This is a genomic window from Aeromonas sp. R5-1 (assembly GCF_040908265.1).
In the GTDB taxonomy this organism is placed as follows: domain Bacteria; phylum Pseudomonadota; class Gammaproteobacteria; order Enterobacterales; family Aeromonadaceae; genus Aeromonas; species Aeromonas caviae.
Map to the genome: position 1 here is coordinate 1 of NZ_JBFODJ010000096.1, position 23,838 is coordinate 23,838.

Genomic DNA, 23,838 nt, shown 5'->3' on the forward strand with positions numbered 1-23,838 from the left:
AGGGTGATGGTGGTGGTGTGTTTGGAGACAGCCAGTTTACCAGCACCCTGTCTGTCAACTTCCACTTCCCCAAGATCCCGCGAAGAACCTTTTTTATTGGAGGTCAGTAGTGGCGCAACCACCAGCGGGCGGCCAGGAGGGCGGTAAGGCTGCCAAGCAGGGCGCTTGCCAGCACATCCAGGGGCCAGTGCATGCCGATAAGGGTGCGCGAGAGGCCGATCCCGATGGCCCAGAGTGGCAGCAGCCAGGCCCCGGCGGGTGCCCGGGCCAGCCAGATCAGGCCGAAGAACTGGGCGAGGCTCATGGCGGCGATGCTGTGACCGGAGGGAAAGGCGTAGTTGACCTCTGCCTGCCAGTGCTGGCCGAGCCAGGCGGGCAGCGCCAGCAACTGGGTCGCGGCGTGGACCTGTTCGCTGCGAAGGGCCTGGCTTCCCCCATAGAACTGGCGGATGGCGGGGATCAGCTCCTGGCTCTCCAGCCAGATGAGGTAGGGCCTGGGCTCCTCGGTCAGCAGCTTGATGAGGCTCTTGATGACCCAGTCGCTCGCCAGCACGGCAAAGAGGGCGCCAGCCAGCGCCAGCAGGGCGCGACCGTCCAGCGTCAGCTTGTGTCTTGTGAGCAGCAGCAGGGCGGCGATGGTGAAGACCAGCCCCGGCAAGTCCACCATGCGGGTGAGAGCGTAGGGCCACCATAGCCAGCCCGATTGCAGGGCCTGGGTCATGAACGGCTGCCAGGGCAGGCAGACGAGCAGCAGCAGGGGGAGGAGCAGGAGGGCATTGAAATGAAGCACCTTGCGGCGTGGCAACGAAGAGGCGTGAGTCGGCATCAAGGGGTCCGGTTCGGTGGCGCGAGCGGCTAAAAAGAGGCGTCATTGTGCCAGTCAGGTTGCTCTGGTCAAGGCGAAGGGGGCGAGGGCAACAGGCTGTTACATATGATGCCGCCGGGCATCGTGCCCGCACCTGAGGCCGGAAGGCGGAAAGATGGCCGTAGGGAGGTCTGCCAACAAGCCTCTGAAAATCCGCCGCGTTTGGGCTAGAATGGCGCGCCTGTGGCCCTTGTGGACGAGATGCGTGCCGATGAAGATCGTCGTTGATGAAAATATGCCCCATGCGGTGGAGCTGTTTGCGGAATTTGGTGAAGTGGTTCCCCTGCCGGGACGAGAAATAAAGGCCGCGGATCTGCAAGAGGCGGATGTGCTGCTGGTGCGCTCCGTGACCCGGGTCAACGAAGCGCTCCTGGCGAGTTGCCCCAGGCTGGGGTTTGTCGGCACGGCCACCATCGGCACGGATCACATCGATCAGGGGCTGCTGGCGGCGCGGGGCATTCCCTTCTTCAGCGCCCCCGGCTGCAACAAGGTGTCGGTGGGGGACTACGTGCTCTCCGCCCTGCTGGTTCTGGCGGAACGCCATGAGCTGACCTTGAGCGAGATGAGCCTCGCCGTCATCGGTGCCGGCAACACCGGCGAGAGCGTGGCCGGCAAGGCCGAGGCGCTCGGGATGAAGGTGCTGCGCTGCGACCCGCCCCTGGCCCGTAGCGGCGCCGCTGGCGACTTCGTGGATTACCGCACTGCCCTGGATGCCGACATCGTCAGCTTCCATGTCCCCTATCTTCGTGAAGGGGATGAGGCCACCTTCCACCTGCTGGGAGCTGAGGAGATCGCCGAGCGTCCGGCCGGGCAGATCCTCATCAACGCATCCCGCGGCGAGGTGTGGGACAACCGTGCCCTGCTTGTCCGCCAGCAGGGGCCCCATCCCCTGCGGCTGGTGATGGACGTGTGGGAAGGAGAGCCGGAGCCCCTCAAGGAACTGGTGCCCCATACCGAGCTGGCCACCCCGCACATCGCCGGTTACAGCCTGGAAGGCAAGGCCCGTGGCACCTGGATGCTCTATGAGGCGCTGTGCCGGCAACTGGGGCGCACCCCGCGCCAGGATCTGCAATCCCTGCTGCCTGCCCCCGAGGTGCGCGAGCTGACGCCGGGGCAGCCGGCGGATCAGGCGCTCATCAAGCAGCTTGTCCACCTTGTTTATGACGTGCGCCGGGACGACGCCCGTTTTCGCAACCGGATCGGGCTGCCCGGCAGCTTCGATGAGCAGCGCAAGCGCTACCCCGAGCGGCGCGAATTGGGCGCCCTGCAACTGAAAGGGCCCTTCGCCGACGACAGACTGGCCCGACTGGGCTTTGCCGTCTCGGAGCAATAAACCCGATTTCAACAAGGGGAGGGGCTTGCCCAGGCGGCGCCTCCCCCCGGCCCGGCATCATGGCGGGCCTGTCATCAAACCGATACACGTGCCAGCCGGGGCCCTCATGCCCGGCCCCGACGGGCAGCATCACAGGAGAGACAACAGTGAGTCAGCAATTCAACGTAGCGGTATTGGGCGCGAGCGGCGCCGTGGGTCAGGCCATGATCGAGATCCTGGAGGAGCGCGCCTTCCCGGTAGCGACTCTCTATCCGCTCGCCTCCAGTCGCAGCGCTGGGGACACGGTGCGTTTTGGCGGCAAGAACGTCGACATCCTTGATGTGGAGGCCTTTGACTGGAGCCAGGTGGAGATCGCACTCTTCTCCGCCGGTGCCGAGGTCTCGGCCAAATGGGCGCCCATCGCCGCCGAGCACGGCTGTATCGTCATCGACAACACCTCCTGCTTCCGCTACGACGAGGACATCCCCCTGGTCATTCCGGAAGTGAACCCGGACGCGCTGGCCGATTTTCGCAACCGCAACATCATCGCCAACCCCAACTGCTCCACCATCCAGATGCTGGTGGCGCTCAAGCCCCTGCACGACGAGGTAGGCATCAGTCGCATCAACGTGGCGACCTACCAGTCCGTCTCCGGTTCCGGCAAGGAAGGGGTGAGCGAGCTGGCGGGCCAGACCGCCCACCTGCTCAACGGCCGTCCGGTGGAGCCGACCCTCTATCCGCAGCAGATCGCCTTCAACCTGATCCCGCAGATCGATGCCTTCACCGACAACGGCTACACCCGGGAAGAGATGAAGATGGTGTGGGAGACCCAGAAAATCCTGGGGGATGCCAGCATCGCCGTGAACCCCACCTGCGTGCGGGTACCGGTCTTCTACGGTCACGCCGAGGCGGTCCATGTGGAGCTGCATCAGCCGCTGGACGCCGAACAGGTGAAAGAGCTGCTGCGCAATGCCCCGGGGGTGACCCTGTTTGATGATGAAGGGGACTACCCGACCCCGGTACGCGATGCCACCGGCCAGGATGATGTGATGGTCGGGCGGGTGCGCCAGGATATTTCTCATCCGAGTGGTATCAATATGTGGATCGTGGCCGATAACGTTCGTAAGGGCGCGGCAACCAACAGCGTGCAGATTGCCGAACTGCTGGTACGCGACTACCTCTGAGGCCGGATGTCGGCCCCGGGCGGGGAGGGAACCCCGCCTTGATGTGGGCGCCCTGGCCCCGGTATGTGACCGGGAACCCACTCTCCGGTTTTTGGAATACCGTGTGATATCAGTGGACTAGGTTTTTTTCTACACTCTGGTTCGCGTCTGGGGCTGCTTTCTGGCCGCCGCCGGGCGCGAAATATGTCGGATCGCTGGCTTGAGACCGGCGCCTGATTTATATTGAGCCGATTGTTTTGGGGTAACTATCCAGATTTTTCAATGTGATAGGGCCGTCATACGAAGGAACGAATATGGGACATTCCCGCATAACGCTGGCAACGCTACTCGCATTGGGGCTTCTGGGCACGGTTCAGGCCGAAGAGGGGGCGCGAGAACCCTTCTTTGTCGAACTCAAGGGACCGGATGGCTCACCGCCCCCCGCGGTGCAACCAGAGCCCTGGGCCCAGCCCGTGGCGCCCGTCACCCTGCCCAGAGCCCAGCCCATCGTGCGTCAGGTGCCTGCTGCGTCGGCTGGCAGTTATGGTCCCGTGCGTCCCACCGATACCCTCTGGAGTCTGGCGAGCAAGCATCGCCCGTCCAACCGGGTAAGCGTCTACCAGACCATGGTGGCCATCTATGACAAGAACCCCCGAAGCTTCGCAGACGGCAACATCAACCATATTCTGGTGGGTTCCCACATCCTGCTGCCCACCGCCGCAGAGGCGGGGCGCATCACGGATGCCGAAGCACGCCGTCGCTTCAACAGCGACAACGCGAGCTGGAAGGGGCTGAGCCCCAAATACCTGGCCAACAAGCAATCCCATGTCGCCCAGCCGGTGGCGAGCAAGCCTGCTCCGGCCAAGCCGGCTGTGGTGGCCAAGAATACACCGCCCAAGGCGGCGCCGATCCCGGCGGCACCCAAGGCGACGGCTCCTGCCCCCGAGGTGAAGGAGACCGCCAAGGCGGCTGTCTCCACCCCCGTGGTGGTGAGCGCTGCTGCGAGCAGCGCCGTCAGCACGGCGCCGGCGCCCCTGCCCGCCACTGCGGTGGGCAAACCCTCAACCGAGATGGCGCTGGCCCTGGAAGATGCCAACGCCCAGCTCGGCCAGGTCACCGAGATGAACCACAGGCTCAAGCTGCGTCTGCAAGCCCTGACCGAAGAGGTGGAGACCCTCAAGGCGCAGTTGCAGGATCAGACCGCCCTGCAAAAAGAGGTGGCGGAACTCAAGGCCAATCCGACGCCTCCCGTGGTGGCGCCGGTGCCCAAACAGAGCTGGCTGATGGAGCTGCTCTCTTCGCCGCTCAATCTCGCCATGATCATCCTGCTGCCGGTGCTCCTGGTGCTTGCCCTGGTCACGCTCTGGCTGCGGGCCCGCGCGCGCCGCGAGCTGGAAGAGCAGGAGAAGAGCCTGTCCGAATCGACCTCCATGGTGATGGGGGACGAGAGCAGCGAGTTCGATCAGCTGATGACGGTGGGCATCGCGGATGACGAGCCCCTCCATGGCATGCCGGATCTCAACGAGCCGGAAGTGAGCAGGAAGCAAGATGGCGCCAGTGCTGCCGCCGATGTCATCTTCCGGGATGACGAGACGGCGCTCTCCGCTTTTGATGTGGAGCCTGCGGTGACGACGGCGAACCGGGATCCGGATCTGGTGCCCGAGCTGGATCTGGCCCACGAGGGGGACTTCGATCTGCCCGTGGTGCCGGAACTCGATCTCTCCGACGAGCCCGCCTCCTCTGCTCGTGGTCATGACGAGATCATGACCGAGGAGGAGCTGCAGGCCGCCCTGTTTGCCGAGCTGGACGCGGATTTGGAAGCGGATCTGGCCCAGGCCCAGGAGGAGAGCCGCAGCCAGCGTGACGAGACACTGGCCAACTTCGATCTGAGCGATCTAGAGACCGGGTTTGGCGAGCCGACCGACGATGAGCTTGCCACCAAGGCGCCGCACATCGACGAGACGGGGTTTGGCAAGGACGATGTGGACGACATGCTGGCCGAGCTCGGGCTGGAGCCCACCAAGCCGACGGCGTCCGAGTGGGATCCCAGCGAGCTGGCCCTGGCGGACTTCGAGGATGCCTTCGCCGAGGTGGAGTCCCATCAGGGGGAGGTGAAACCCCGCGAACAGGTGCAAGACAGCGACTTCGTTGAAATCGACAAGCTGCTGGCCGATGCCGATGCCAGCAGTACGGAGCAGGAACCCTATCAGGGCTTCTCCCTGGATGTGGGGCTGGACGGTTTCCCCGAGGTGCTGCCGGAGTCCAACGGCTTTGATGTGGATGCCGATGACGGCGGGGTGGGGGCCAAGCTGGATCTGGCCCGGGCCTACCTCGAGATCGACGACAAGGAGAGCGCCCGCGAGCTGCTGGAAGAGGCGGTGGCCCAGGGCAGCGAGCACCAGCGCAGCGAGGCGCAGAAGCTGCTCAAGCGCCTGGGCTAGGCAGGCCCTTGTCATCCATGCACCAGAGAGGGCAGCCCGCGGGCTGCCCTCTCTCTTTGGGGGCCCCGCACCGCGGCCTCGCCCGGTCTGGGACTTTTGAGCCCGAGCGCGTATAATCCGCCCCGTTTCTTTCACTGCATCCTTTCATCAGAAGACACCGTTACCCATGCGAATTGCCCTTGGTATTGAATATGACGGCAGCCGGTACTTCGGCTGGCAGCGCCAGCGCGAAGTGATCAGCGTTCAGGAGGAGCTGGAAAAAGCCCTCAGCCGCATCGCCAACCACCCCGTCTCCATCCAGTGTGCCGGTCGCACCGATGCGGGGGTGCATGCCACCGGCCAGGTGATCCACTTCGATACCGAGTCGAACCGCGCAGAAGGCGCCTGGACCCTGGGGCTCAACTCCAACCTGCCCCCTGACATCGCCGTGCGCTGGGTCAGGGAGGTGGACGAGCATTTCCATGCCCGCTTCAGCGCCACCGCCCGTCGCTACCGTTACGTCATCTACAACCACAACTACCGCCCGGCCATCCTCGGCAGTGGCGTCAGTCACTACCACGAAGCCATCGATGCGACGCTGATGCACCAGGCCGGCCAGAGCCTGCTGGGGGAGCACGACTTCAGCACCTTCCGGGCTGTCGCCTGTCAGTCCAACACCCCCTGGCGCAATGTGACCCACCTGTGTGTCAGCCGTTCCGGCCCCTACATCGTGCTCGACATCAAGGCCAACGCCTTCCTGCATCACATGGTGCGCAACATCACCGGCTCCCTGCTGCTGGTGGGGCAGGGGCTTCAACCGGTTGAGTGGATTGCCGAGGTGCTGGCGGCGAAGGATCGCAACCTGGCGGGCCCGACCGCCAAGGCGGGCGGCCTCTATCTGGTGGATGTGGATTACCCGGCCGAATTCGGGTTGCCCCGGCCGCCCCTCGGCCCGCTGTGGCTGCCGGACTCGGCACCGGGTACGACCAGTTTTTAGTAACTGGGCCCGAAAATTTGTGGTTTAATGATCCGTCGTTTATTGCCATCGAGCCGTTAAGTCATTGAACAATCAAGGCTCGATGTGTTTTGTCAGGCACAAATGCATTAAGGAATTCCATGAGCTGGCTTGAGAAGATCCTTCCCAAGAGCAAGATCACCACACCGCGTCGTCACAACATTCCGGAAGGGGTGTGGACCAAGTGTACTGCTTGCGAACAGGTGCTCTACCGGGCAGAGCTGGAGCGCAATCTCGAAGTGTGCCCCAAGTGTGACCATCATATGCGCATCAGCGCACGTGCCCGTCTCGAGAGCTTCCTCGACGCCGAGGGACGCAGCGAAGTCGCGGCCGAGCTGGAGCCGCAAGACATCCTGAAATTCAAGGATTCCAAGCGCTACAAGGATCGTTTGTCTGCCGCCCAGAAAGAGACGGGCGAGAAGGATGCGCTGGTGGTGATGAAGGGGACCCTCAAGGGGGTACCGGTCGTCGCCTGTTCATTCGAGTTCTCCTTCATCGGGGGCTCCATGTCCTCCGTGGTCGGAGCCCGCTTCGTGCGCGCCGTCGAGGAGAGCATCAAGGAGGGCCGCGGCCTGGTCTGCTTCTCCACCTCCGGTGGTGCGCGGATGCAGGAAGCCCTGTTCTCCCTGATGCAGATGGCCAAGACCAGTGCGGCCCTAGATCGCCTCACCAAGGCGGGCCTGCCCTTCATCTCCGTGCTGACCGACCCCACCATGGGTGGCGTCTCCGCGAGTCTGGCCATGCTGGGTGACATCAACGTAGGCGAACCCAAGGCGCTGATCGGCTTTGCCGGCCCTCGCGTCATCGAGCAGACCGTGCGCGAGAAACTGCCGGAAGGCTTCCAGCGCTCCGAGTTCCTGCTGGAGAAGGGTGCCATCGATCTCATCATCGACAGGCGCGAAATGCGCAACCGCCTGGCCGGTCTGCTGGCCAAGCTGATGAACACTCAGGTCATCGAAGACTGAAGATGAGTTCACACATGCAACAATCCCAAAGCCGGTCGCTGGTCGACTGGCTTTCTTATTTGGAGCAGATCCACCCGGCCAACATCGACATGGGGCTGGAGCGGGTCGGCACGGTTGCCCGCCGCATGGGCCTCACCGAACTGCCGTTCAAGGTGATCACGGTGGCGGGCACCAACGGCAAGGGCTCCTCCTGCGCCATGGCTGCCAGCATCCTGATGGCCGCCGGCTACCGGGTCGGTGTCTACTCCTCCCCCCATCTGCTGCGCTTTACCGAGCGCGTGCGCGTCAATGGCCAGGAGCTGGCCGATGGCGATCACTGCGCGGCCTTTGCCGAGGTAGAAGCCGCCCGGGGCGACATCGCCCTTACCTTCTTCGAGTTCGCCACCCTGGCGGGTCTGTGGCTGTTTCGCCGCGCCGCGCCCGATGTGCTCTTGCTGGAAGTGGGGCTGGGGGGGCGGCTCGATGCCACCAATGTGGTGGAATCGGACGTCGCCCTGATCACCTCCATTGCCCTGGATCACTGCGACTGGCTCGGGGATACCCGGGAGGCGGTGGCGGTGGAGAAAGCCGGCGTCTATCGCAAAGGTAAACCCGCCATCAGCGGGGAGCCCAATCCGCCGTCGACCATCGCAAGCGAAGCGGCGCGCCTCGGCGCCTGCCTGCGTCAGGTCGGCATCGATTTTCGTGGTGACGAGCATGAAGGTGACTGGGATTATCACGGCCTGCACCACTGGTCGGGATTGCCCAAACCAGCCCTGCCGCTGATGAATGCGGTCACCGTGCTGGCGGCGCTGGAGTCCCTCGGTCTGCCATTGGCGGAGTCCGCCATCCGCGACGGCCTGGCCAATGCCCGCCTTGCTGGCCGGATGCAGCAGTTGCAAACCTCGCCGTTGGTCATCGTCGACGTGGCCCACAATCCCCACTCTGCCGCCTATCTCGCCAGCCAGTTGCGCCAGCTCCCCGGCAAGGGCAAGCGCCGCGCCGTGGTTGGCATGCTCAAGGACAAGGACATGGCGGGGTCGCTGGCCGAGCTTGACGGTCTGATTGACGAGTGGTTCCTGGCAAGCCTCCACGGCCCACGCGCGGCCACGGCCGACCAGTTAGCGACGGCCCTTGGCAGCGGCCGGGGCGCGGCGCTCACCTTTGCCAGCGTGGGGGATGCCTACGGCGCCGCCTTGGCCGCATCGAGTCCTGACGATATGGTCATTGTGTTCGGCTCGTTTTACACTGTCGCCGACGTGCTGGCTCTGGGCTCGGTCTGAGCCGTTCGCTCCCCTGGCTCCGTCAACGTGACGACGGGCCGGGTTTTGCACTGGATAATCCCCTTTCAGGCCAAGTGGGTGGCGAGGGACCCGGCTTCGCCAGCCGGCGTGAGGGGAGGCGTTCTTTGCGAAGTGTGCAAGATTGCAATGGATCCTAAGTAACATGGGTGGAAATTAACTTGGCTTCGAAGTTTCAAAACAGATTGGTGGGGACCGTCATCCTGGTCGCCCTGGTGGTCATCTTTCTGCCGGACCTGATGGACGGTAACAAGCTGGAGCAGAAGGACGAGGCCTTCGCCAAGATCCCCCTGCGTCCGGAGCTCGAGCCCGCCAAACCTGCACTTCAGGTCTCGGCGGCGAGCACCCTGCCGGCCGAGCATCTGGCGAGTCAGCAGCAGGCCTCTGCCGCGACCCAGTGGCAGGTAGAGGAGATTGGCGATACCGTGACCCTGGCCAATCAGGGGGGAGCCAATCCAGCGGGAGCCAGTCAGGCTCCCATCACCCAGCAGCAGCCGGTACAGGCCGTGGCGCAACCCAAGCCCCAGCCCAAACCCGAGCCCAAGCCGGAAGTGATCGCCAAGAAACCGGTGGAGCAGCCCAAACCCAAGCCGGTGCCAACCAAGCCGGTAGAGGTGCAAAAACCGGTGGAGGCCAAGCCACAGGCGGGCCAGATCAAGACCATGGATGATCTCATCGCGAGCAAGATGGCCCAGCCGACTACGGCACCGGCGGCAGCAGCCCCGGCTCAGGGGAGCTGGATCCTGCAGCTTGGCGCCTTCAAGAATGCAGACAGCGTCAATGCCCTGGTGAGCAAGCTGAGGGCGGCGGGCTACTCGGCCCAGACGTCGCCGAGAACCCCGGTGCAGGGGCAGATCAACCGGGTCTTCATCGGGCCGGATGTCTCCAAGGCCAAGTTGCAGGGCATGCAGAGCCGGATCAGCCAGATGACGGGCTTGAGCGGCTCCGTGGTGGCATACAACCCCTGACAGGACGATGAAATGAAAAAACCGCGCCTCATGGCAACATGGGCGCGGTCTTTTTTTGTGTCCAACACGGGGGAGGCAGTGTGGCTATCGGGCTGCCGAGGAGGACTAGATGCACTTCACCGGCTTGGGGAGGCCTGCGATCTTGGTGGCCTGCTTGGCGGGGCCTTCCGGGAATAACTTGTAGAGGTAGCGGCTGTTGCCCTTCTCCGGGCCGTACTGCTTTTCCATCGCCTTGACCAGGGCGCGGATGGCGGGGGAGGTGTTGAACTCCAGATAGAAGGCCCGTACGAAACGCACCACTTCCCAGTGGGGATCCTCCAGCACTATCCCCTCTTTCTCGGCCAGCACCAAGGCCAGCGCCTCGCTCCATTGCTCGCTGTGGCGCAGATAGCCCTGGGCATCGGTCTCGATGAGTTGGCCGTTGAACTGCAAATGGTGTGGCTCGGACATGACGCTTCCTCGAAAAGGCTATCTCAATGGGGCGGGCATGGTAGCGCCTTGCGTCCCGTCCGGCAACCGGGGCGGCGCTTGGCGCCTGCCTCGGGCGGGATAGGCCCGGCGGCTATGTCCGGCCCTGACCTGTCAGCAGCTGGCCGTCGTTGGCCAGCACCAACAGCTCGTCTGCCAACTGGCTGATGAGGGAGAGCTGCTGGCTCAGCATCAGCTGCTCCTCGCTGCTCTCCGGAGCGATGGCCGGACAGGCTCCCGTGAGTGGCGTCGGCATCTGCCCCGCCAGGTGACCGGCGGCCTGCTCCAGGGTCTGGCTGATGTGGCGGCTTATCTCCTCCAGCCCCTCGATGGGCTCGAGTTTGTCGCGATGGGCCCCGAGCGCCGAGATATAGGAGAGCAGGGCATGGTTGCGCCAGGTGAGGGTAAAGCAGAGATCCAGGAAGCGGCGGCGCTTGCTCGGCTCCACCAGCATGCTCTGCCAGGCCATGGCCAGCTCGCTGTCGGCGAGGTGGGCACACTTGCGGGCCACCCGGTAGTCCAGGGATTCATCCCGTTGGCGATGCAGGCTGGCGAGTACCGCCGAGAGGTACTTCGCATTGGCGGACAGGGAGTTGGCGATAAGGGTCGGCAACCGCTTGTATTGCCAGTCGGGCCAGAGCCAGGCCACCAGGACGTAGGAGAGCAGGCAGCCGAGCAGGGTATCGAGCAGGCGGGGTCCCAGGATGGCGAAGCCGATGCCATCCAGCAGGTTGAACGCCATCAGCACGTAGAGGGTGATGAAGCAGACGGCGGCGCTGTAGTTGCTGCGCACCTGGGTGAAAAACAGGAAGGCGGCCAGCCCCATGATCCCCAGTTGCAGGTGCAGCTCGGGGAAGAACCAGAGCACGGGCACGCCGATGAGGATACCGGCAAAGGTGCCGAGCATCCGCTGAACCAGACGACGGCGGGTGGCGCTGTAGCTCGGCTGGCAGACGAACAATACGGTGAGCAGGATCCAGTACCCCTTGTCCAGGTGAAACGCCTGCAGAATGCCATAGCCCACTACCAGCCCGAGGGAGAGCCGCAGGGCATGGCGAAACACCATGGAGTTGGGGGTCAGGTGCTGCCTGAGCAATGCCAGCAAGGGCAGGGCGACCGGCCGTGCCAGGGGAGGCAGGCTGGTGGGCGGCGCGGCGGGGTTTTGCAGCTCTTCGGCGCTTTGCAGCAACTGGTTGATGCTGGCCAGGTTGCGACGCAGGAACTTCATCGGTGTCAGCAGGGTCTTGGGGTAGTGCTGCTTGAGGTGGGTGAACTCCAGCTGATCGCCGAGGGCCTCCAGGGTCCAGTGAATGCGTTTGTGGTGGGTGTAGGGCTTGTGCACCAGGATGGCGTAGCCAAGCTGCTGACAGGCGTCGGCAAGCTGTGACAGCACCTCCTGGAAGCCGTCGAGGACGATGCCCTGCTTGAGCTCTGCTTCCAGCTTGCTGTAAGGGTAGTGGCTGGAGGTGGCCCGCTCCTGGATCTCCAGGGCAAGCAGGTAAAGGCGCAGCAGGCCCGCGAGCTCGGGGGCCACCCCGTGGCGGCCGGGGGCATGAAGACGGGCATTGAGCGCCGTCTTGGCCTGGTTCAGGGCATTGACCAGGTTGATGTTGAGCTGGGCCAGATTGTGGCGGATGGCCTGGGCGCCGTGTTCGTCGGCCGGGAAGAAGCGGGATTTCTCCTGCAAGTAGCGGGCGAGGGCGAAGTAGCTCTGGGCCAGTTGCTCGTGCAGGGTCTTGTAGGGCAGCAGCCAGAGCCAGACCAGGGACACCAGGCCGTACCAGAGGGCCCCGGCGCACAGGGCCAGCGGCTGATAGAAGAGATCCGGCGCCTTGGCGGCCCCCAGCATGGTGTAGATGGCAATCAGCAGGGAGCCGAAGCTGATGGTGGCGTAGCGTTGGCCGAGGGCACCCACCATCACGAAGATAAAGGTGGAGCCCGCGAGCCCGATGGCAAAGAGCCAGGGGGTGGGGAAGAGATACTGTACGCACAATGAGGCAAACAGGAAGCAGAGCAGGGTCATGGCGAGGTTCTTGACCCGGCCCCAGAGGCTGTCGTCGGTCTCGGCGATGGCGCCGGCCACCACCCCGAGGGAGAGCAGCACGGTGAGCTGGATGTCACCGGTAGCCAGCGCGAAGGCGAGCAGCCCCGCGATGGCGAGCAGGACCTTGAGAGCGAAATAGATGTGGCTGTCTGTCAGCAGCCGGCGCAGCAGGCCGGAGAAATCCATCGGCATGCTAGGCACCACCCTTGAACGAGGTGAAATCGATGTGGCTGTCGGTCAGCAGACGGCGCAATAAACCTGAGAAGTCCATGGGCATGGGATGAAGGCAACCCTTGAGCGAAACGAAAGCGACAGCATAACCCGTCGGCAACGAAACGGCCCTGATTTGGATCAGGGCCACTTCGCTTCATATCCTTGATTTGCAACTTATCCTGACAGAAATGGGCGCCAATAAAAACCCCGCCGAAGCGGGGTCTTGTGCATATCAAGCATCCATCAGTTGCGGTTGCCGCCAAGCAGGCTCAACAGGCTCAGGAAGATGTTGTAGATGGAGACATACAGGGTGACGGTGGCAGAGATGTAGTTGGTCTCGCCGCCGCGCACGATCTGCTGGGTGGTCAGCAGGATGGCGCCGGAGGAGAAGAGCATGAACATGGCGGACAGGGCCAGGCTCAGGGCGCTCATCTGCAGGAAGATGTTGGCGACCATGGCTACCAGCAGTACCCAGAACCCGACGAACAGCATGCCGCCGAGGAAGGAGAGGTCCCGCTTGGTGGTCAGGGCATAGGCAGACAGGCCGAAGAAGGTGAGCGCAGTACCGCCCAGCGCCGTCATCACGATCTCGCCGCCGCCATTGTTCATGTACATGTTGATGATGGGGCCGAGGCTATAGCCCAGCAGGCCGGTCAGGGCGAAGGTAAACACCAGCCCCATGCCGTTGTCACGGTTCTTCTCGGTCAGGAACATCAGACCGTAGACACCGATGAGGAACACGGCCCAGTGCAGGGGCGGCATGTTCATGACGGTCGCTACCCCGGCTACCACGGCTGAGAAGCCAAGAGTGAGGGAGAGCAGCATGTAGGTGTTGCGCAGCACCTTGTTGGTGTCGCGCACGGCACCCTGGGTGCCAGTGTAGATAGAACGGGTATCCATCTTGATGTCCTCTTGATTTCCGGGGTGAAGCGACCAGTTGTGCTTCGTTAACGCATTGTATGCACTGAATGTGTGGATGACGAGCGCTGATTTCAAGCGCCACCCCACCTGCGTGGTGCCTACTATCCCAGAGCAAAGATGTATTGCGCATGAACAAGGAGGCTCAAGGCGTTGCAGAGGGCGCCTGCTCCTGCTCCTGTTCTTTACCCTGTCTGGCGATCCGCGTCGGCGAGAAGCCGAACTGCTTTCTAAACGCCGTGATGAAATTGGCCACATGGTCATAGCCGGCGTGGGCGGCGGCCCCTTGCAGAGAGAGGCTGCGCGCCTCCAGCCTGGCCCGCGCTTCTTGCAGCTTTCGCTGGCGAAGGTAGCGCTGCAGGCTCATGCCCAGCTCTTTTTTTGCGGCCCGCTGCAAGGTGGAGACGCTCATGCCGAGGGTGGCCGCGATCTCGGTCAGGGTCATCTCGTCCACTTTTTCATCCCTGAGCAGCATCTTGAGGCGCGTCGGTTGCTCGTTCTGGCGTTGGCAGCAGGGGGAGGCGGCCTGCTGGAGGTGGGTCATCAGGCTCTCCCAGACACTGAGGGCAAAGGCCTTGCGCATCAGCATCTCGGAGGCGTTCTGGCTGCTGGTGAGATTGAGCGCTTCCGCAATCTGTCCAAGGGCAGCGGGCAGGATCCAGTCGACGCGGCTCAGATGGCGGCTGAAGGTCTGTGCGAAAGCCTTGCGATGCGCCTGTGCCAGGTTGTGGGCGAGCCAGGTGTGGTCCAGGGAGAGGACGATGCTGCGGCTGCGCACCTGGGCTTTGGCCGCCCCCTGCACGATGTCGGGCTCGGTATAGAGGATGGCGGTTGCCACTATGGGGTCGGACTCGTGAAAGCGGCACCCCTTGAGCCTGTGAATGGCGCCATAGGTCATCAGGGCCCGGCTCTCGAGGGGAATGGCGATGATCAACTGCGGCGGCAACTCCCGCTCGGTGGCGAAGTCTGCCTTGTGAACGATGTCCTTGTTGTGAAAGCGAAGACCCTCCTGGATCACCAGGTTCTCCACCCTGCCGGTGAAGCGGCCTCGCTGGCGTGCGCTGGTGTCCCTTGCCACTGTGTCAGTCATGTGCAATTTGACCATGTCGAAGAGTGAAATGACCACACCGCAAAACTGCGGCGGAAGATGGAGTGATATATTAGCCCCCGGAAAATTAAATGAAAATGATTATCATCTCTATCTTGGGGTCACTCTTACTATGGTTGTCTTGAAGGATAAAGCGCGAAGCCCGCTGGCTCTGGCCATCTCTGCCGCTCTGGCCGTCACCGTTGCCGCCCCGGCAGGGGCACACACACCGGACATCAAGCCGGACGAAACCCTGGTCGTCTATGGCAATCCACTCTACGGGATGTCGCCGTCGGAGGAGACGGGAGGCTATGGGGTCGACTCGGCCACCGTCGGCACCAAGACGCCGGCGGCCCTCAAAGACATCCCCCAGTCGATCACCGTGTTGACCAACGACTACATCGAGGAGCGCAACTTCGTGGCGGTGGACGATCTGGCCAAGTACACGCCGGGTCTGCGCACCCTGGTCAACGACAGCGGTCGCTCCTCCATCTTCTCCCGCGGCTATGAATACGACGAGGTGAACCTCAACGGTCTGCCATCGCCCATGCAGAGCAAGTACGGCACCCTGCCGTCGCTGGCGGCGGTGGATCGGGTGGAGATCATGCGCGGCCCCTCCGGCCTCTTCAACAGCACCAGCGAGCTGGGGGGCGTGATCAACATGGTGCTCAAGCGTCCGACCGATGCCTTCAAGGGCTCGGTCACGGCGCGCTATGGCAGCTGGGACAGGCATTACCTGGAGGCGGACATGGGGGGCGCACTCAACGACGAGGGTTCCCTGCGCGGCCGCGTCGTGGTGGCCAACGCCGACATCAAGAACCAGGTGGACTACAACAACAACGACAACGGTACCTACTACGGCACCCTGGAGTTCGATCTCTCGGATCGCACCCGCCTCTCCGTCTACGCCCTGCACCAGACCAAGGACATCCTGCCCACCAACGGCCTGCCGGCGTACAAGGACGGCTCCCTGCTCAACATCGGCCGCAGCACCTACCTGGGGTCGGCTGAAGACTTCTTCGACGCCGACACCACGGATGTGGGGGCCTCGCTGCAACACGCCTTTGCCAACGGCGGGGTGGGTCAGGTCTCGGCCCGCTACATGGATCACGACATGCGGCTGGAGCAGACCTTCACCAACGGCCCCGTGGACGCGGCGGGCAACACCGGGCTGATGTTCAACGGCCAGGGGAACCAGCAGAAGAACATGGCCTTCGATGCCAACTACAGCCAGATGTTCGATCTGTTGGGGCACAAGAGCGAGTTTGTGCTGGGCTCCGACTACAAGCGCTACGAGTCGGACATCCAGACCTACACCAACCGCAACCTCGGCAAGATCAATGTGTTCGATTTCGACCCGACCCGGGTCGCCAAGCCGGACTACAGCTACACCAAGAATGACCATGAGGAGCAGTCGGAGCTCGGTCTGTATGGCAAGGTGACCTGGCGTCTGCTGGAGCCGCTGGCGGTGATCACCGGGGCCCGCGTCTCCTGGTACGATCTGGATGCCGTCAGCACGACCCTGAGTTCCGGAGCCCAGAGCGGCGAGTCCAGTGCGTTCAACGGCAAGCTCACCCCCTACGCGGGGGCCGTCTATGACCTGAGCGACGCATACGCCTGGTATGCCAGCTACTCCAAGGTGTTCAAGCCCCAGACCAGCCAGGACGAGAGCGGCAACCTGCTCAAGCCCCGGGAGGGCAGCCAGTGGGAAACCGGCATCAAGTCCTCGCTGCGTGACGGCCTGCTCAACACCCGGGCGACCCTCTTCCTGATGAAGGACGACAACATCGCGGCCCAGGCCTACGACGATCAGGGCATTGCCATCACCAACACCTACTGGGCCACCGGCAAGGTGGAGACGCAAGGGGTGGAGCTGGAGGCGAGCGGCTATCTCAGCCAGAACTGGATGGTGATGGCCGGCTATACCTTCACCGACATCGAGGAGAAGGCCGGGGATCACAACCCGAAATTCGACACCATCCCCCGTCACGCCCTCTCCCTCTGGACCGACTACCACTTGGCCGACTGGGTGCAGGGGCTGCACCTCGGGGCCGGGATGACGGCGGTGAGCGACTACGGCTTCAACCAGAAGGGAGTCGAGACCCATCAGGGGGGCTATGCCCTGTTCGATGCGGCGGTGCGTTACGAGATCAACGACAGGATGCAGGCGACCCTGAACCTCTACAACCTGCTCGACCGGGAGTACTTCTACCGGGTCGGCTCCACCAGCACCTTCAACATGTACGGCGAGCCGGCGAACCTGATGGCAGGCTTCACCTACAAGCTGTAACGACCGACGACAGCAGGGTCTGCGGGCCCTGTTGTCGTCTCTGTGCGCCGCCCTACGGGGGATCCCCAAGGCTGGCGACACAATCCTGGTTCATCCAATGACAAGACTCATCATCCTGCTGCTCACCATGATCACACTCTCTTCTGCCCAGGCAGACATGCTCCACTACGCCCAGCGCTTCACCCACCATTCGGCCCTGCTGGGGGAGACGCGGCAATACAGCGTCTCTCTGCCCCAGGAATATGAACGCGAGCCCGGGGCTCGGTTCCCCGTGCTCTATCTGCTCGACGGGGAGAAGAGTCTGCTGGAGGTTGTCGGCATCACCCGGGCCCTGCGGGCCGGGCTCAATCCGGCGATCCCCCCCCTCATCATCGTCGCGGTCCACAACATCGACCGGATGCGGGATTACACCCCGAGCCACACCATGACCTTGCCCAATGGGGCACCGGCGGGGCCCGGCTATGCCGTGACGGGGGGCGGGCCCCGGTTCTTGCGCTATCTGAGTGAGGAGCTGCGCCCCCTCATCGAGGAGAGGTTTCGGGCCCAGGCGCCGGCCCTGCTGGTGGGCCACTCCCTCGGCGGCCTGCTGGCGCTCGATGCACAGGCGCAAGACGGCGGCCAGTTCCAGGGTGTGATCGCCATCGACGCCAGCCTCTGGTTCGACTATCCCCGCAATTACGAGCGCATCGCGTCGGAGTTGACCGGGCCGCTCAGGCACGCCTCCTCGCTGTTCATGGCGGTGGCCAACAACCCCTTCACCCCGGGATTCGGGCGCTCGGCGTTTCACCGGGATCGCCTGCAGCAGTTTGCGCGGCGGGTAGTAGGGGCACCCGGCGCAAACCTGCATGTCACCAGTCGCTACTTCGAGGAGGAGGATCATCACAGCGTCTACCACCCCGCCGTCTATCAGGGACTCCAGTGGCTGTTTCAGGGCTACCGGCTGGATCTGGCGCCCGGGCACTTCAGCCGACAGGGGGTGATCGCCCGCTTTGATGCCCTGAACCGCCACCTCGGCAGCGCACTGCGCCCGGAGCTGGGGAGTCTGCGGGACATCAAGGAGAAGGCCGCGCGCTGGCCGCAGATGGCGATCCCCGTGGACGAGGCCGATGCCCTGCTGGCCCACTACTACGGGTCGAAGCCGTGAAAGCCGATATTTTTGCCTGTGTCTGGAATCGTCACAACGGCGCCGGAGACGGGTGTCGGTCCGGCGCCATCCCTGGGTAGACTGCCGAAACGAGGGGCGCCGGGTCGGTGCCCCGACAGAGGCAGGGAGTGAGCGATGGCGGTTGCAGGAAAGAGGGGAGGCATGCTGGCTCTGTGGTGCGGCGTACTCCTGATGTCGGGGTGCAGTGGGTTTGCGCCTGCGCCCATTCCCGTCACCTTTCTGAGTCAGGATCCGCCCCCAGGCAGGCTGCCCCTTGGGGAGACCGCCTATGTGGATGACGGTCGCTGCCCACCCGGGCAGGTCAAGCGGCTCATCGGCGGGGACGCGAAGCACAATGTGCCAAGAAAGGTGGAGTGTGTGGCAAGACCGCAATGATGATGTGATTTTCACAGCCTGAAACATCCAAAAAAGAGCCCTGAGGCAGTCGCCTTGGGGCTCTTTTCGTCTGGCTGGCCTGGTCGGTGTGATGCCGCAGCGGGCTAGAAGGCATCTCCAGGGACCCGCACCCAGCCTTCCATCAGGATGCGGGCGGAGCGGGACATCACCGCTTTGGTGACCGTCCACTGTCCCGCTACCTGCTCTGCCTGGGCTCCGACTCTCAGGGTGCCGGAGGGGTGACCAAAGCGCACCGCTTCGCGCTCGCCGCCCCCGGCGGCCAGATTGACGAGGGTGCCGGGAATGGCCGCCGCCGTGCCGATGGCCACGGCGCAGGTGCCCATCATGGCGTGGTGCAGCTTGCCCATGGAGAGGGCCCGCACCAGCAGATCGATCTCGCCAGCAATAATCTCCTTGCCGCTGGCGGTGCGGTAATCCTTGGCGGGTGCGACGAAGGCAATTTTCGGGGTGTGCTGGCGAGTGGCCGCCTCTTCGGGGCGCTTGATGAGCCCCATGCGCAGGGCACCGGCAACCCGGATCGCCTCGAAACGGGCGAGCGCTTGCGGATCTGTATTGATCGCCTCGCGCAGCTCGGTGCCCTCATAACCGATGTCCTCGGCGTTGACGAACACCGTGGGGATGCCTGCGCTGATCAGGGTGGCTTTCAGTACGCCGCTCTTTACAACAGACGCGGGCACCTCCAGATCGTCCACCAGATTGCCGGTGGGGAAGAGGGCGCCGCCCTCCTCACCCTCGTCGGACGGGTCGAGAAACTCCAGCACGATCTCGGCGGCGGGGAAAGTGACGCCGTCCAGCTCGAAATCGCCTGTCTCCTGCACCTGGCCGTTCGTCACCGGCACGTGGGCGAGGATGGTCTTGCCGATATTGGCCTGCCAGATCCGCACCTCGCAGGTGCCGTGCTCCGGGATGCGGGACGGGTCCACCAGGCCGGCGTGGATGGCGAAGGCCCCGGCGCCGGTGGAGAGGTTGCCGCAGTTGCCGCTCCAGTCCACGAATGCCTTGTCGATGGCGACCTGGCCGTAGAGGTAGTCCACATCGTGATCGGGTTGCTGGCTTTTGGAGAGGATCACGCACTTGGCTGTGGAGGAGGTGGCCCCCCCCATGCCGTCCATGTGGGCGCCGTAGGGATCGGGGCTGCCGATGACCCGCAGGAAGAAGGCATCCCGTGCCGGGCCCGGCTGCTGGCAGCGCTCGGGCAGGTCAGATAAGCGAAAGAAGACTCCCTTGCTGGTGCCGCCGCGAAGGTAGGTGGCCGGAATTCTGACTTGTGGTATGTGGGCCATAGAGAGTGTCCTGAAAAGAGTCATAGATCCTGCTCCCTCTGGGAGAAGGTGCCCGAAGGGCGGATGAGGGGGATTTCCCCTCACCCCAACCCTCTCTCAAAGGGAGAGGGTGCTTTATGCCTTCCCCTTTTTCAAAGGGGCGGAGCGGGGTTGCGATTTAGCTCACGGCCTTTTGCGCGGTCGACGCCAGGAAGTCCTGGGCGAAGCGTTGCAGCACGCCGCCCGCCTCATAGACCGAGACCTCCTCGGCGGTGTCGAGGCGGCAGGTCATGGGCACCTGGATCACTTCGCCGCTGCGACGGCGGATCACCAGGGTGAGATCAGTGCGCGGCTGGCGCTCCCCCACCACGTCATAGGTCTCGGTGCCATCGAGGCCCAGCGTGAGGCGGGTGGTGCCCGGTTTGAACTCGAGCGGCAGCACCCCCATGCCGATGAGGTTGGTGCGGTGAATGCGCTCGAAGCCTTCCGCTGCGATCACCTCCACCCCGGCAAGGCGCACCCCCTTGGCCGCCCAGTCCCGGGACGAGCCCTGACCGTAGTCGGCACCGGCCACGATGATGAGGGGCTGCTTGCGTGCCATGTAGGTCTCGATGGCTTCCCACATACGCATCACCTTGCCGTCCGGCTCGACGCGGGCGAGGGACCCCTTCTGCACCACGCCGTTCACCACCGCCATCTCGTTGACCAGCTGGGGGTTGGCGAAGGTGGCGCGCTGGGCGGTCAGGTGATCGCCGCGGTGGGTGGCGTAGGAGTTGAAGTCCTCCTCCGGCAGGCCCATCTTCGCCAGGTATTCCCCCGCGGCGCTGCCCGGCAGGATGGCGTTGGAAGGGGAGAGGTGGTCTGTGGTGATGTTGTCCGGCAACAGCGCCAGGGGCCGCATGCCGCGCAGGGTGCGCTCGCCCGCCAGTGCCCCCTCCCAGTAAGGCGGGCGACGGATATAGGTGCTCTGCGCACGCCAGTCGTACAGGGGCGTCACCTTGGGACCCTGATCCTCTTCCTGGGTGAACATGGGGATATAGACCTGGCGGAACTGGGACGGCTTGACCGACGCCTTGACCACGGCGTCGATCTCTTCATCAGACGGCCAGATATCCTTGAGGCGAATTTCCTTGCCGTCCACCACCCCCAGCACATCTTTTTCAATGTCGAAGCGGATGGTGCCCGCGATGGCGTAGGCCACCACCAGGGGGGGCGAGGCGAGAAACGCCTGCTTGGCATAGGGATGGATGCGACCGTCGAAGTTGCGGTTGCCCGAGAGCACCGCCGTGGCGTAGAGATCCCGCTCGATGATCTCCTGCTGGATGGCGGGATCCAGGGCACCGGACATGCCGTTGCAGGTGGTGCAGGCAAACGCCACGACGCCGAAGCCGAGCCGCTCAAGTTCCTCGTCCAGTCCCGCCTCTTTCAAGTAGAGGGCGACTGTCTTGGAGCCGGGGGCGAGGGAGGATTTGACCCAGGGCTTGCGGCTGAGGCCGAGCCGGTTGGCGTTGCGGGCCAACAGGCCTGCGGCAATCACGTTGCGCGGGTTGCTGGTGTTGGTGCAACTGGTGATGGCAGCGATGATGACGGCGCCATCGGGCAAGAGGCCGTCAGCCTCCTGGGCACGAGCCTTGTCCAGATCCACCGCGATGCCCCGCGTGGCAAGTTCGGTCACCGGCAGGCGACGGTGGGGATTGGAGGGGCCCGCCAGGGTGCGCACCACGCTCGACAAGTCAAAGTGCAGCACCCGCTCGTACTGGGCGCCCGCCAGGGCATCGGCCCAGAGACCGGCCTCCCTGGCATAGGTTTCCACCAGCCTGACCTGCTCGTCGTCACGGCCAGTGAGCTTGAGGTAGTCGATGGTCTGCTGGTCGATGAAGAACATAGCCGCGGTAGCGCCATACTCCGGCGCCATGTTGGAGATGGTGGCCCGATCGCCGAGGGTGAGGGCGGCGGCCCCCTCCCCACGAAACTCCAGGTAGGCGCCGACTACCTTCTGCTGGCGCAGGAATTCGGTGAGCGACAGCACCAGATCCGTGGCGGTGATGCCGGGTTGCGGCTTGCCGGAGAGCTCCACGCCGACGATCGAAGGCAGCCGCATCCAGGAGGCGCGCCCCAGCATCACGTTCTCGGCTTCCAGCCCGCCCACCCCCACCGCGATGACGCCGAGGGCATCCACGTGGGGGGTGTGGCTGTCGGTGCCGACGCAGGTATCCGGGTAGGCCAGACCGCGATCGGCGTGGATGACGGGGGACATCTTCTCCAGGTTGATCTGGTGCATGATGCCGTTGCCAGGCGGGATCACCTCGATGTTCTTGAACGCCTGCTTGGTCCAGTCGATGAAGTGGAAACGATCCTCGTTGCGGCGATCCTCGATGGCACGGTTCTTCTCGAACGCCTGGGGGTCAAAGCCGCCGCACTCCACGGCGAGGGAATGGTCGACGATGAGCTGCACCGGCACCACGGGGTTCACCTGGGCGGGATCCCCACCCTGCTCGGCGATGGCGTCGCGAAGGCCCGCCAGATCCACCAGGGCGGTCTGCCCCAGGATGTCGTGACACACCACCCGCGCCGGGAACCAGGGAAAGTCGCGATCGCGCTTGTTGTGCACTATCTGGCCGAGGCACTCGCCGAGGATGGCCGGATCGCATTTGCGAACCAGGTTCTCGGCGTGGACGCGGGCGGTGTAGGAGAGCCTGTCCCAGGCGCCGGGGGCGATGGCGTTGACCGCCTCCCGGGCGTCGAAGTAGTCAAGCTGTGTGCCGGGCAGGGGCTTGCGATATTGCGTGTTGATCATCACTTGCGCTCCTTGAGCGGCACGAACTGGAGATCCTCCGGACCGACGTAGTTGGCGCTCGGGCGGATGATCTTGCCGTCGATGCGTTGCTCGATGACGTGGGCCGACCAGCCTGAGGTGCGGGCGATGACGAACAGCGGGGTGAACATGGCGGTGGGCACCCCCATCATGTGGTAGCTGACGGCACTGAACCAGTCGAGGTTCGGGAACATCTTCTTGACTTCCCACATGGTGGATTCCAGCCGCTCGGCGATATCGAACATCTTGGTGTTGTGCTGCTCCTGGCTGAGGGCGCGCGCCACCTCCTTGATCACCTTGTTTCGCGGATCGGAGACGGTGTAGACCGGGTGGCCGAAGCCGATGACCACCTCTTTTTTCTCGACCCGGGCGCGAATGTCGGCCTCCGCCTCGTCCGGATTCTCGTAGCGCTTCTGGATCTCGAAGGCCACCTCGTTGGCGCCCCCGTGCTTGGGCCCGCGCAGGGCTCCGATGGCTCCCGTGATGCAGGAGTACATGTCCGAGCCGGTGCCGGCGATGACGCGGCCGGTGAAGGTGGAGGCGTTGAACTCGTGCTCGGCGTAGAGGATGAGAGAGGTGTGCATGGCGCGAACCCAGGAGTCGCGTGGCTTGTGCCCGTGCAGCAGGTGGAGGAAGTGGCCGCCGATGGAGTCGTCGTCGGTCTCCACATGGATGCGCTTGCCGTTGTGACTGAAGTGGTACCAGTAGAGCAACACGGAGCCGAGACAGGCCATCAGCTTGTCGGCGATGTCCCGGGCGCCCGGGTGGTTGTGATCGTCCTTCTCCGGCGACAGGCACCCCAGCACGGAGACGGCGGTGCGCATCACGTCCATGGGGTGGGCAGAGGGAGGCAACTGCTCCAGGGCGGTCCTGACCCCGGTGGGCAGGCCGCGCAGGGCCTTGAGCTTGGCCTTGTAGGCGGCGAGCTCCGCCACATTGGGCAGATGGCCGTGCACCAGCAGGTGGGCTATCTCTTCAAACTCGCAGCTGGTGGCCACGTCCAGGATGTCGTAGCCACGGTAGTGCAGGTCGTTGCCGGAGAGGCCGACGGTGCACAGGGCGGTGTTGCCGGCGGCGCTGCCGGAGAGGGCGACGGATTTCTTCGGCTTGAAGCCGGTGGTTTCGGGCAGGGCGCTCATCACATGTTTCCTCATTCAGTCCGTTGATGCGCCAGCCGCCAGCATAAGGCGGC

At 64.0% G+C, this 23,838-nt stretch carries 19 protein-coding genes; 10 read left to right on the forward strand and 9 right to left on the reverse strand.

The window, feature by feature from the left end; all coding sequences use genetic code 11:
- Positions 1-103 precede the first annotated feature (103 nt).
- Positions 104-826: a phosphatase PAP2 family protein gene (locus tag AB5Y64_RS13005; RefSeq protein WP_279977042.1), complete on the reverse strand. Its 723-nt coding sequence runs from the start codon at positions 824-826 to the stop codon at positions 104-106.
- Positions 827-1,076: 250 nt separating this feature from the next.
- Here AB5Y64_RS13005 and AB5Y64_RS13010 point away from each other — a divergent pair, with 250 nt between their 5' ends.
- From AB5Y64_RS13010 to dedD, 7 genes are all read left to right on the forward strand, one after another.
- Positions 1,077-2,198 (forward strand): 4-phosphoerythronate dehydrogenase, encoded by a 1,122-nt coding sequence (locus tag AB5Y64_RS13010; protein WP_128271647.1) that lies wholly within the window; start codon positions 1,077-1,079, stop codon positions 2,196-2,198.
- Between the two features lie 146 nt (positions 2,199-2,344).
- Positions 2,345-3,361, forward strand: a complete 1,017-nt coding sequence (locus AB5Y64_RS13015; RefSeq protein ID WP_041214974.1) for an aspartate-semialdehyde dehydrogenase — start codon at positions 2,345-2,347, stop codon at positions 3,359-3,361.
- Positions 3,362-3,654: 293 nt separating this feature from the next.
- Positions 3,655-5,781, forward strand: coding sequence for a FimV/HubP family polar landmark protein (locus AB5Y64_RS13020; protein WP_368203948.1), 2,127 nt, complete (start codon positions 3,655-3,657; stop codon positions 5,779-5,781).
- Positions 5,782-5,947: 166 nt separating this feature from the next.
- Positions 5,948-6,757, forward strand: coding sequence for a tRNA pseudouridine(38-40) synthase TruA (truA, locus tag AB5Y64_RS13025; RefSeq protein WP_161652983.1), 810 nt, complete (start codon positions 5,948-5,950; stop codon positions 6,755-6,757).
- A 119-nt stretch (positions 6,758-6,876) separates the two neighbouring features.
- Positions 6,877-7,740 (forward strand): acetyl-CoA carboxylase, carboxyltransferase subunit beta, encoded by an 864-nt coding sequence (gene accD, locus AB5Y64_RS13030; protein WP_010675139.1) that lies wholly within the window; start codon positions 6,877-6,879, stop codon positions 7,738-7,740.
- 2 nt (positions 7,741-7,742) lie between these two features.
- Positions 7,743-9,002, forward strand: a complete 1,260-nt coding sequence (gene folC / locus AB5Y64_RS13035; RefSeq protein ID WP_199767319.1) for a bifunctional tetrahydrofolate synthase/dihydrofolate synthase — start codon at positions 7,743-7,745, stop codon at positions 9,000-9,002.
- Positions 9,003-9,181: 179 nt separating this feature from the next.
- A complete protein-coding gene (gene dedD, locus AB5Y64_RS13040; protein ID WP_069785214.1) occupies positions 9,182-9,988 on the forward strand; it encodes a cell division protein DedD in 807 nt (268 codons plus the stop codon).
- Positions 9,989-10,093: 105 nt separating this feature from the next.
- Here the strand turns inward: dedD and AB5Y64_RS13045 are convergent, their stop codons facing one another.
- From AB5Y64_RS13045 to AB5Y64_RS13065, 5 genes are all read right to left on the reverse strand, one after another.
- Positions 10,094-10,438 carry a TusE/DsrC/DsvC family sulfur relay protein gene (locus tag AB5Y64_RS13045; protein ID WP_039038798.1) on the reverse strand — a complete coding sequence of 115 codons (345 nt, stop codon included), beginning with the start codon at positions 10,436-10,438 and terminating at the stop codon, positions 10,094-10,096.
- 112 nt (positions 10,439-10,550) lie between these two features.
- Positions 10,551-12,692, reverse strand: a complete 2,142-nt coding sequence (gene yccS, locus AB5Y64_RS13050) for a YccS family putative transporter (RefSeq protein WP_368203950.1) — start codon at positions 12,690-12,692, stop codon at positions 10,551-10,553.
- Position 12,693: 1 nt separating this feature from the next.
- Complete coding sequence (locus AB5Y64_RS13055; protein ID WP_158654765.1) at positions 12,694-12,861, reverse strand: hypothetical protein; 168 nt, start codon at positions 12,859-12,861, stop codon at positions 12,694-12,696.
- A gap of 95 nt (positions 12,862-12,956) precedes the next feature.
- On the reverse strand, positions 12,957-13,613 hold the full coding sequence (locus AB5Y64_RS13060) for a Bax inhibitor-1/YccA family protein (protein ID WP_010675134.1): 657 nt from the start codon (positions 13,611-13,613) through the stop codon (positions 12,957-12,959).
- A gap of 163 nt (positions 13,614-13,776) precedes the next feature.
- Positions 13,777-14,721 carry a helix-turn-helix transcriptional regulator gene (locus AB5Y64_RS13065; protein WP_368203952.1) on the reverse strand — a complete coding sequence of 315 codons (945 nt, stop codon included), beginning with the start codon at positions 14,719-14,721 and terminating at the stop codon, positions 13,777-13,779.
- A gap of 130 nt (positions 14,722-14,851) precedes the next feature.
- Here AB5Y64_RS13065 and AB5Y64_RS13070 point away from each other — a divergent pair, with 130 nt between their 5' ends.
- The 3 genes from AB5Y64_RS13070 (at position 14,852) to AB5Y64_RS13080 (ending at position 18,548) form a co-directional block, all read left to right on the forward strand.
- Positions 14,852-17,008, forward strand: a complete 2,157-nt coding sequence (locus AB5Y64_RS13070; RefSeq protein WP_368203954.1) for a TonB-dependent siderophore receptor — start codon at positions 14,852-14,854, stop codon at positions 17,006-17,008.
- Between the two features lie 97 nt (positions 17,009-17,105).
- Positions 17,106-18,152 carry an alpha/beta hydrolase gene (locus AB5Y64_RS13075; RefSeq protein WP_368203955.1) on the forward strand — a complete coding sequence of 349 codons (1,047 nt, stop codon included), beginning with the start codon at positions 17,106-17,108 and terminating at the stop codon, positions 18,150-18,152.
- 192 nt (positions 18,153-18,344) lie between these two features.
- On the forward strand, positions 18,345-18,548 hold the full coding sequence (locus tag AB5Y64_RS13080) for a DUF6719 family protein (RefSeq protein ID WP_368203969.1): 204 nt from the start codon (positions 18,345-18,347) through the stop codon (positions 18,546-18,548).
- A 104-nt stretch (positions 18,549-18,652) separates the two neighbouring features.
- Here the strand turns inward: AB5Y64_RS13080 and prpF are convergent, their stop codons facing one another.
- The 3 genes from prpF to prpC all read right to left on the reverse strand — a co-directional run bounded on the left by prpF (position 18,653) and on the right by prpC (position 23,785).
- Positions 18,653-19,852, reverse strand: a complete 1,200-nt coding sequence (gene prpF / locus AB5Y64_RS13085) for a 2-methylaconitate cis-trans isomerase PrpF (protein ID WP_368175911.1) — start codon at positions 19,850-19,852, stop codon at positions 18,653-18,655.
- A gap of 157 nt (positions 19,853-20,009) precedes the next feature.
- Positions 20,010-22,628, reverse strand: a complete 2,619-nt coding sequence (gene acnD, locus AB5Y64_RS13090) for a Fe/S-dependent 2-methylisocitrate dehydratase AcnD (RefSeq protein WP_368175910.1) — start codon at positions 22,626-22,628, stop codon at positions 20,010-20,012.
- Positions 22,628-23,785, reverse strand: coding sequence for a 2-methylcitrate synthase (gene prpC / locus AB5Y64_RS13095; protein WP_368203957.1), 1,158 nt, complete (start codon positions 23,783-23,785; stop codon positions 22,628-22,630). The genes acnD and prpC overlap by 1 nt, the downstream gene beginning before the upstream one ends.
- Positions 23,786-23,838: the final 53 nt, after the last annotated feature.

Excerpts from the sequence above, each read along its gene's own strand:
- prpC (WP_368203957.1), bottom strand. The coding sequence starts at position 23,785 with ATGAGCGCCCTGCCCGAAACCACCGGCTTCAAGCCGAAGAAATCCGTC.
- acnD (WP_368175910.1), bottom strand. The coding sequence starts at position 22,628 with ATGATCAACACGCAATATCGCAAGCCCCTGCCCGGCACACAGCTTGAC.
- AB5Y64_RS13010 (WP_128271647.1), top strand. The coding sequence starts at position 1,077 with ATGAAGATCGTCGTTGATGAAAATATGCCCCATGCGGTGGAGCTGTTT.
- AB5Y64_RS13045 (WP_039038798.1), bottom strand. The coding sequence starts at position 10,438 with ATGTCCGAGCCACACCATTTGCAGTTCAACGGCCAACTCATCGAGACC.
- folC (WP_199767319.1), top strand. The coding sequence starts at position 7,743 with ATGAGTTCACACATGCAACAATCCCAAAGCCGGTCGCTGGTCGACTGG.
- AB5Y64_RS13065 (WP_368203952.1), bottom strand. The coding sequence starts at position 14,721 with ATGACTGACACAGTGGCAAGGGACACCAGCGCACGCCAGCGAGGCCGC.
- AB5Y64_RS13080 (WP_368203969.1), top strand. The coding sequence starts at position 18,345 with ATGTCGGGGTGCAGTGGGTTTGCGCCTGCGCCCATTCCCGTCACCTTT.
- prpF (WP_368175911.1), bottom strand. The coding sequence starts at position 19,852 with ATGGCCCACATACCACAAGTCAGAATTCCGGCCACCTACCTTCGCGGC.
- AB5Y64_RS13075 (WP_368203955.1), top strand. The coding sequence starts at position 17,106 with ATGACAAGACTCATCATCCTGCTGCTCACCATGATCACACTCTCTTCT.
- AB5Y64_RS13070 (WP_368203954.1), top strand. The coding sequence starts at position 14,852 with ATGGTTGTCTTGAAGGATAAAGCGCGAAGCCCGCTGGCTCTGGCCATC.
- accD (WP_010675139.1), top strand. The coding sequence starts at position 6,877 with ATGAGCTGGCTTGAGAAGATCCTTCCCAAGAGCAAGATCACCACACCG.
- AB5Y64_RS13060 (WP_010675134.1), bottom strand. The coding sequence starts at position 13,613 with ATGGATACCCGTTCTATCTACACTGGCACCCAGGGTGCCGTGCGCGAC.
- AB5Y64_RS13005 (WP_279977042.1), bottom strand. The coding sequence starts at position 826 with ATGCCGACTCACGCCTCTTCGTTGCCACGCCGCAAGGTGCTTCATTTC.
- truA (WP_161652983.1), top strand. The coding sequence starts at position 5,948 with ATGCGAATTGCCCTTGGTATTGAATATGACGGCAGCCGGTACTTCGGC.
- yccS (WP_368203950.1), bottom strand. The coding sequence starts at position 12,692 with ATGCCGATGGATTTCTCCGGCCTGCTGCGCCGGCTGCTGACAGACAGC.
- AB5Y64_RS13020 (WP_368203948.1), top strand. The coding sequence starts at position 3,655 with ATGGGACATTCCCGCATAACGCTGGCAACGCTACTCGCATTGGGGCTT.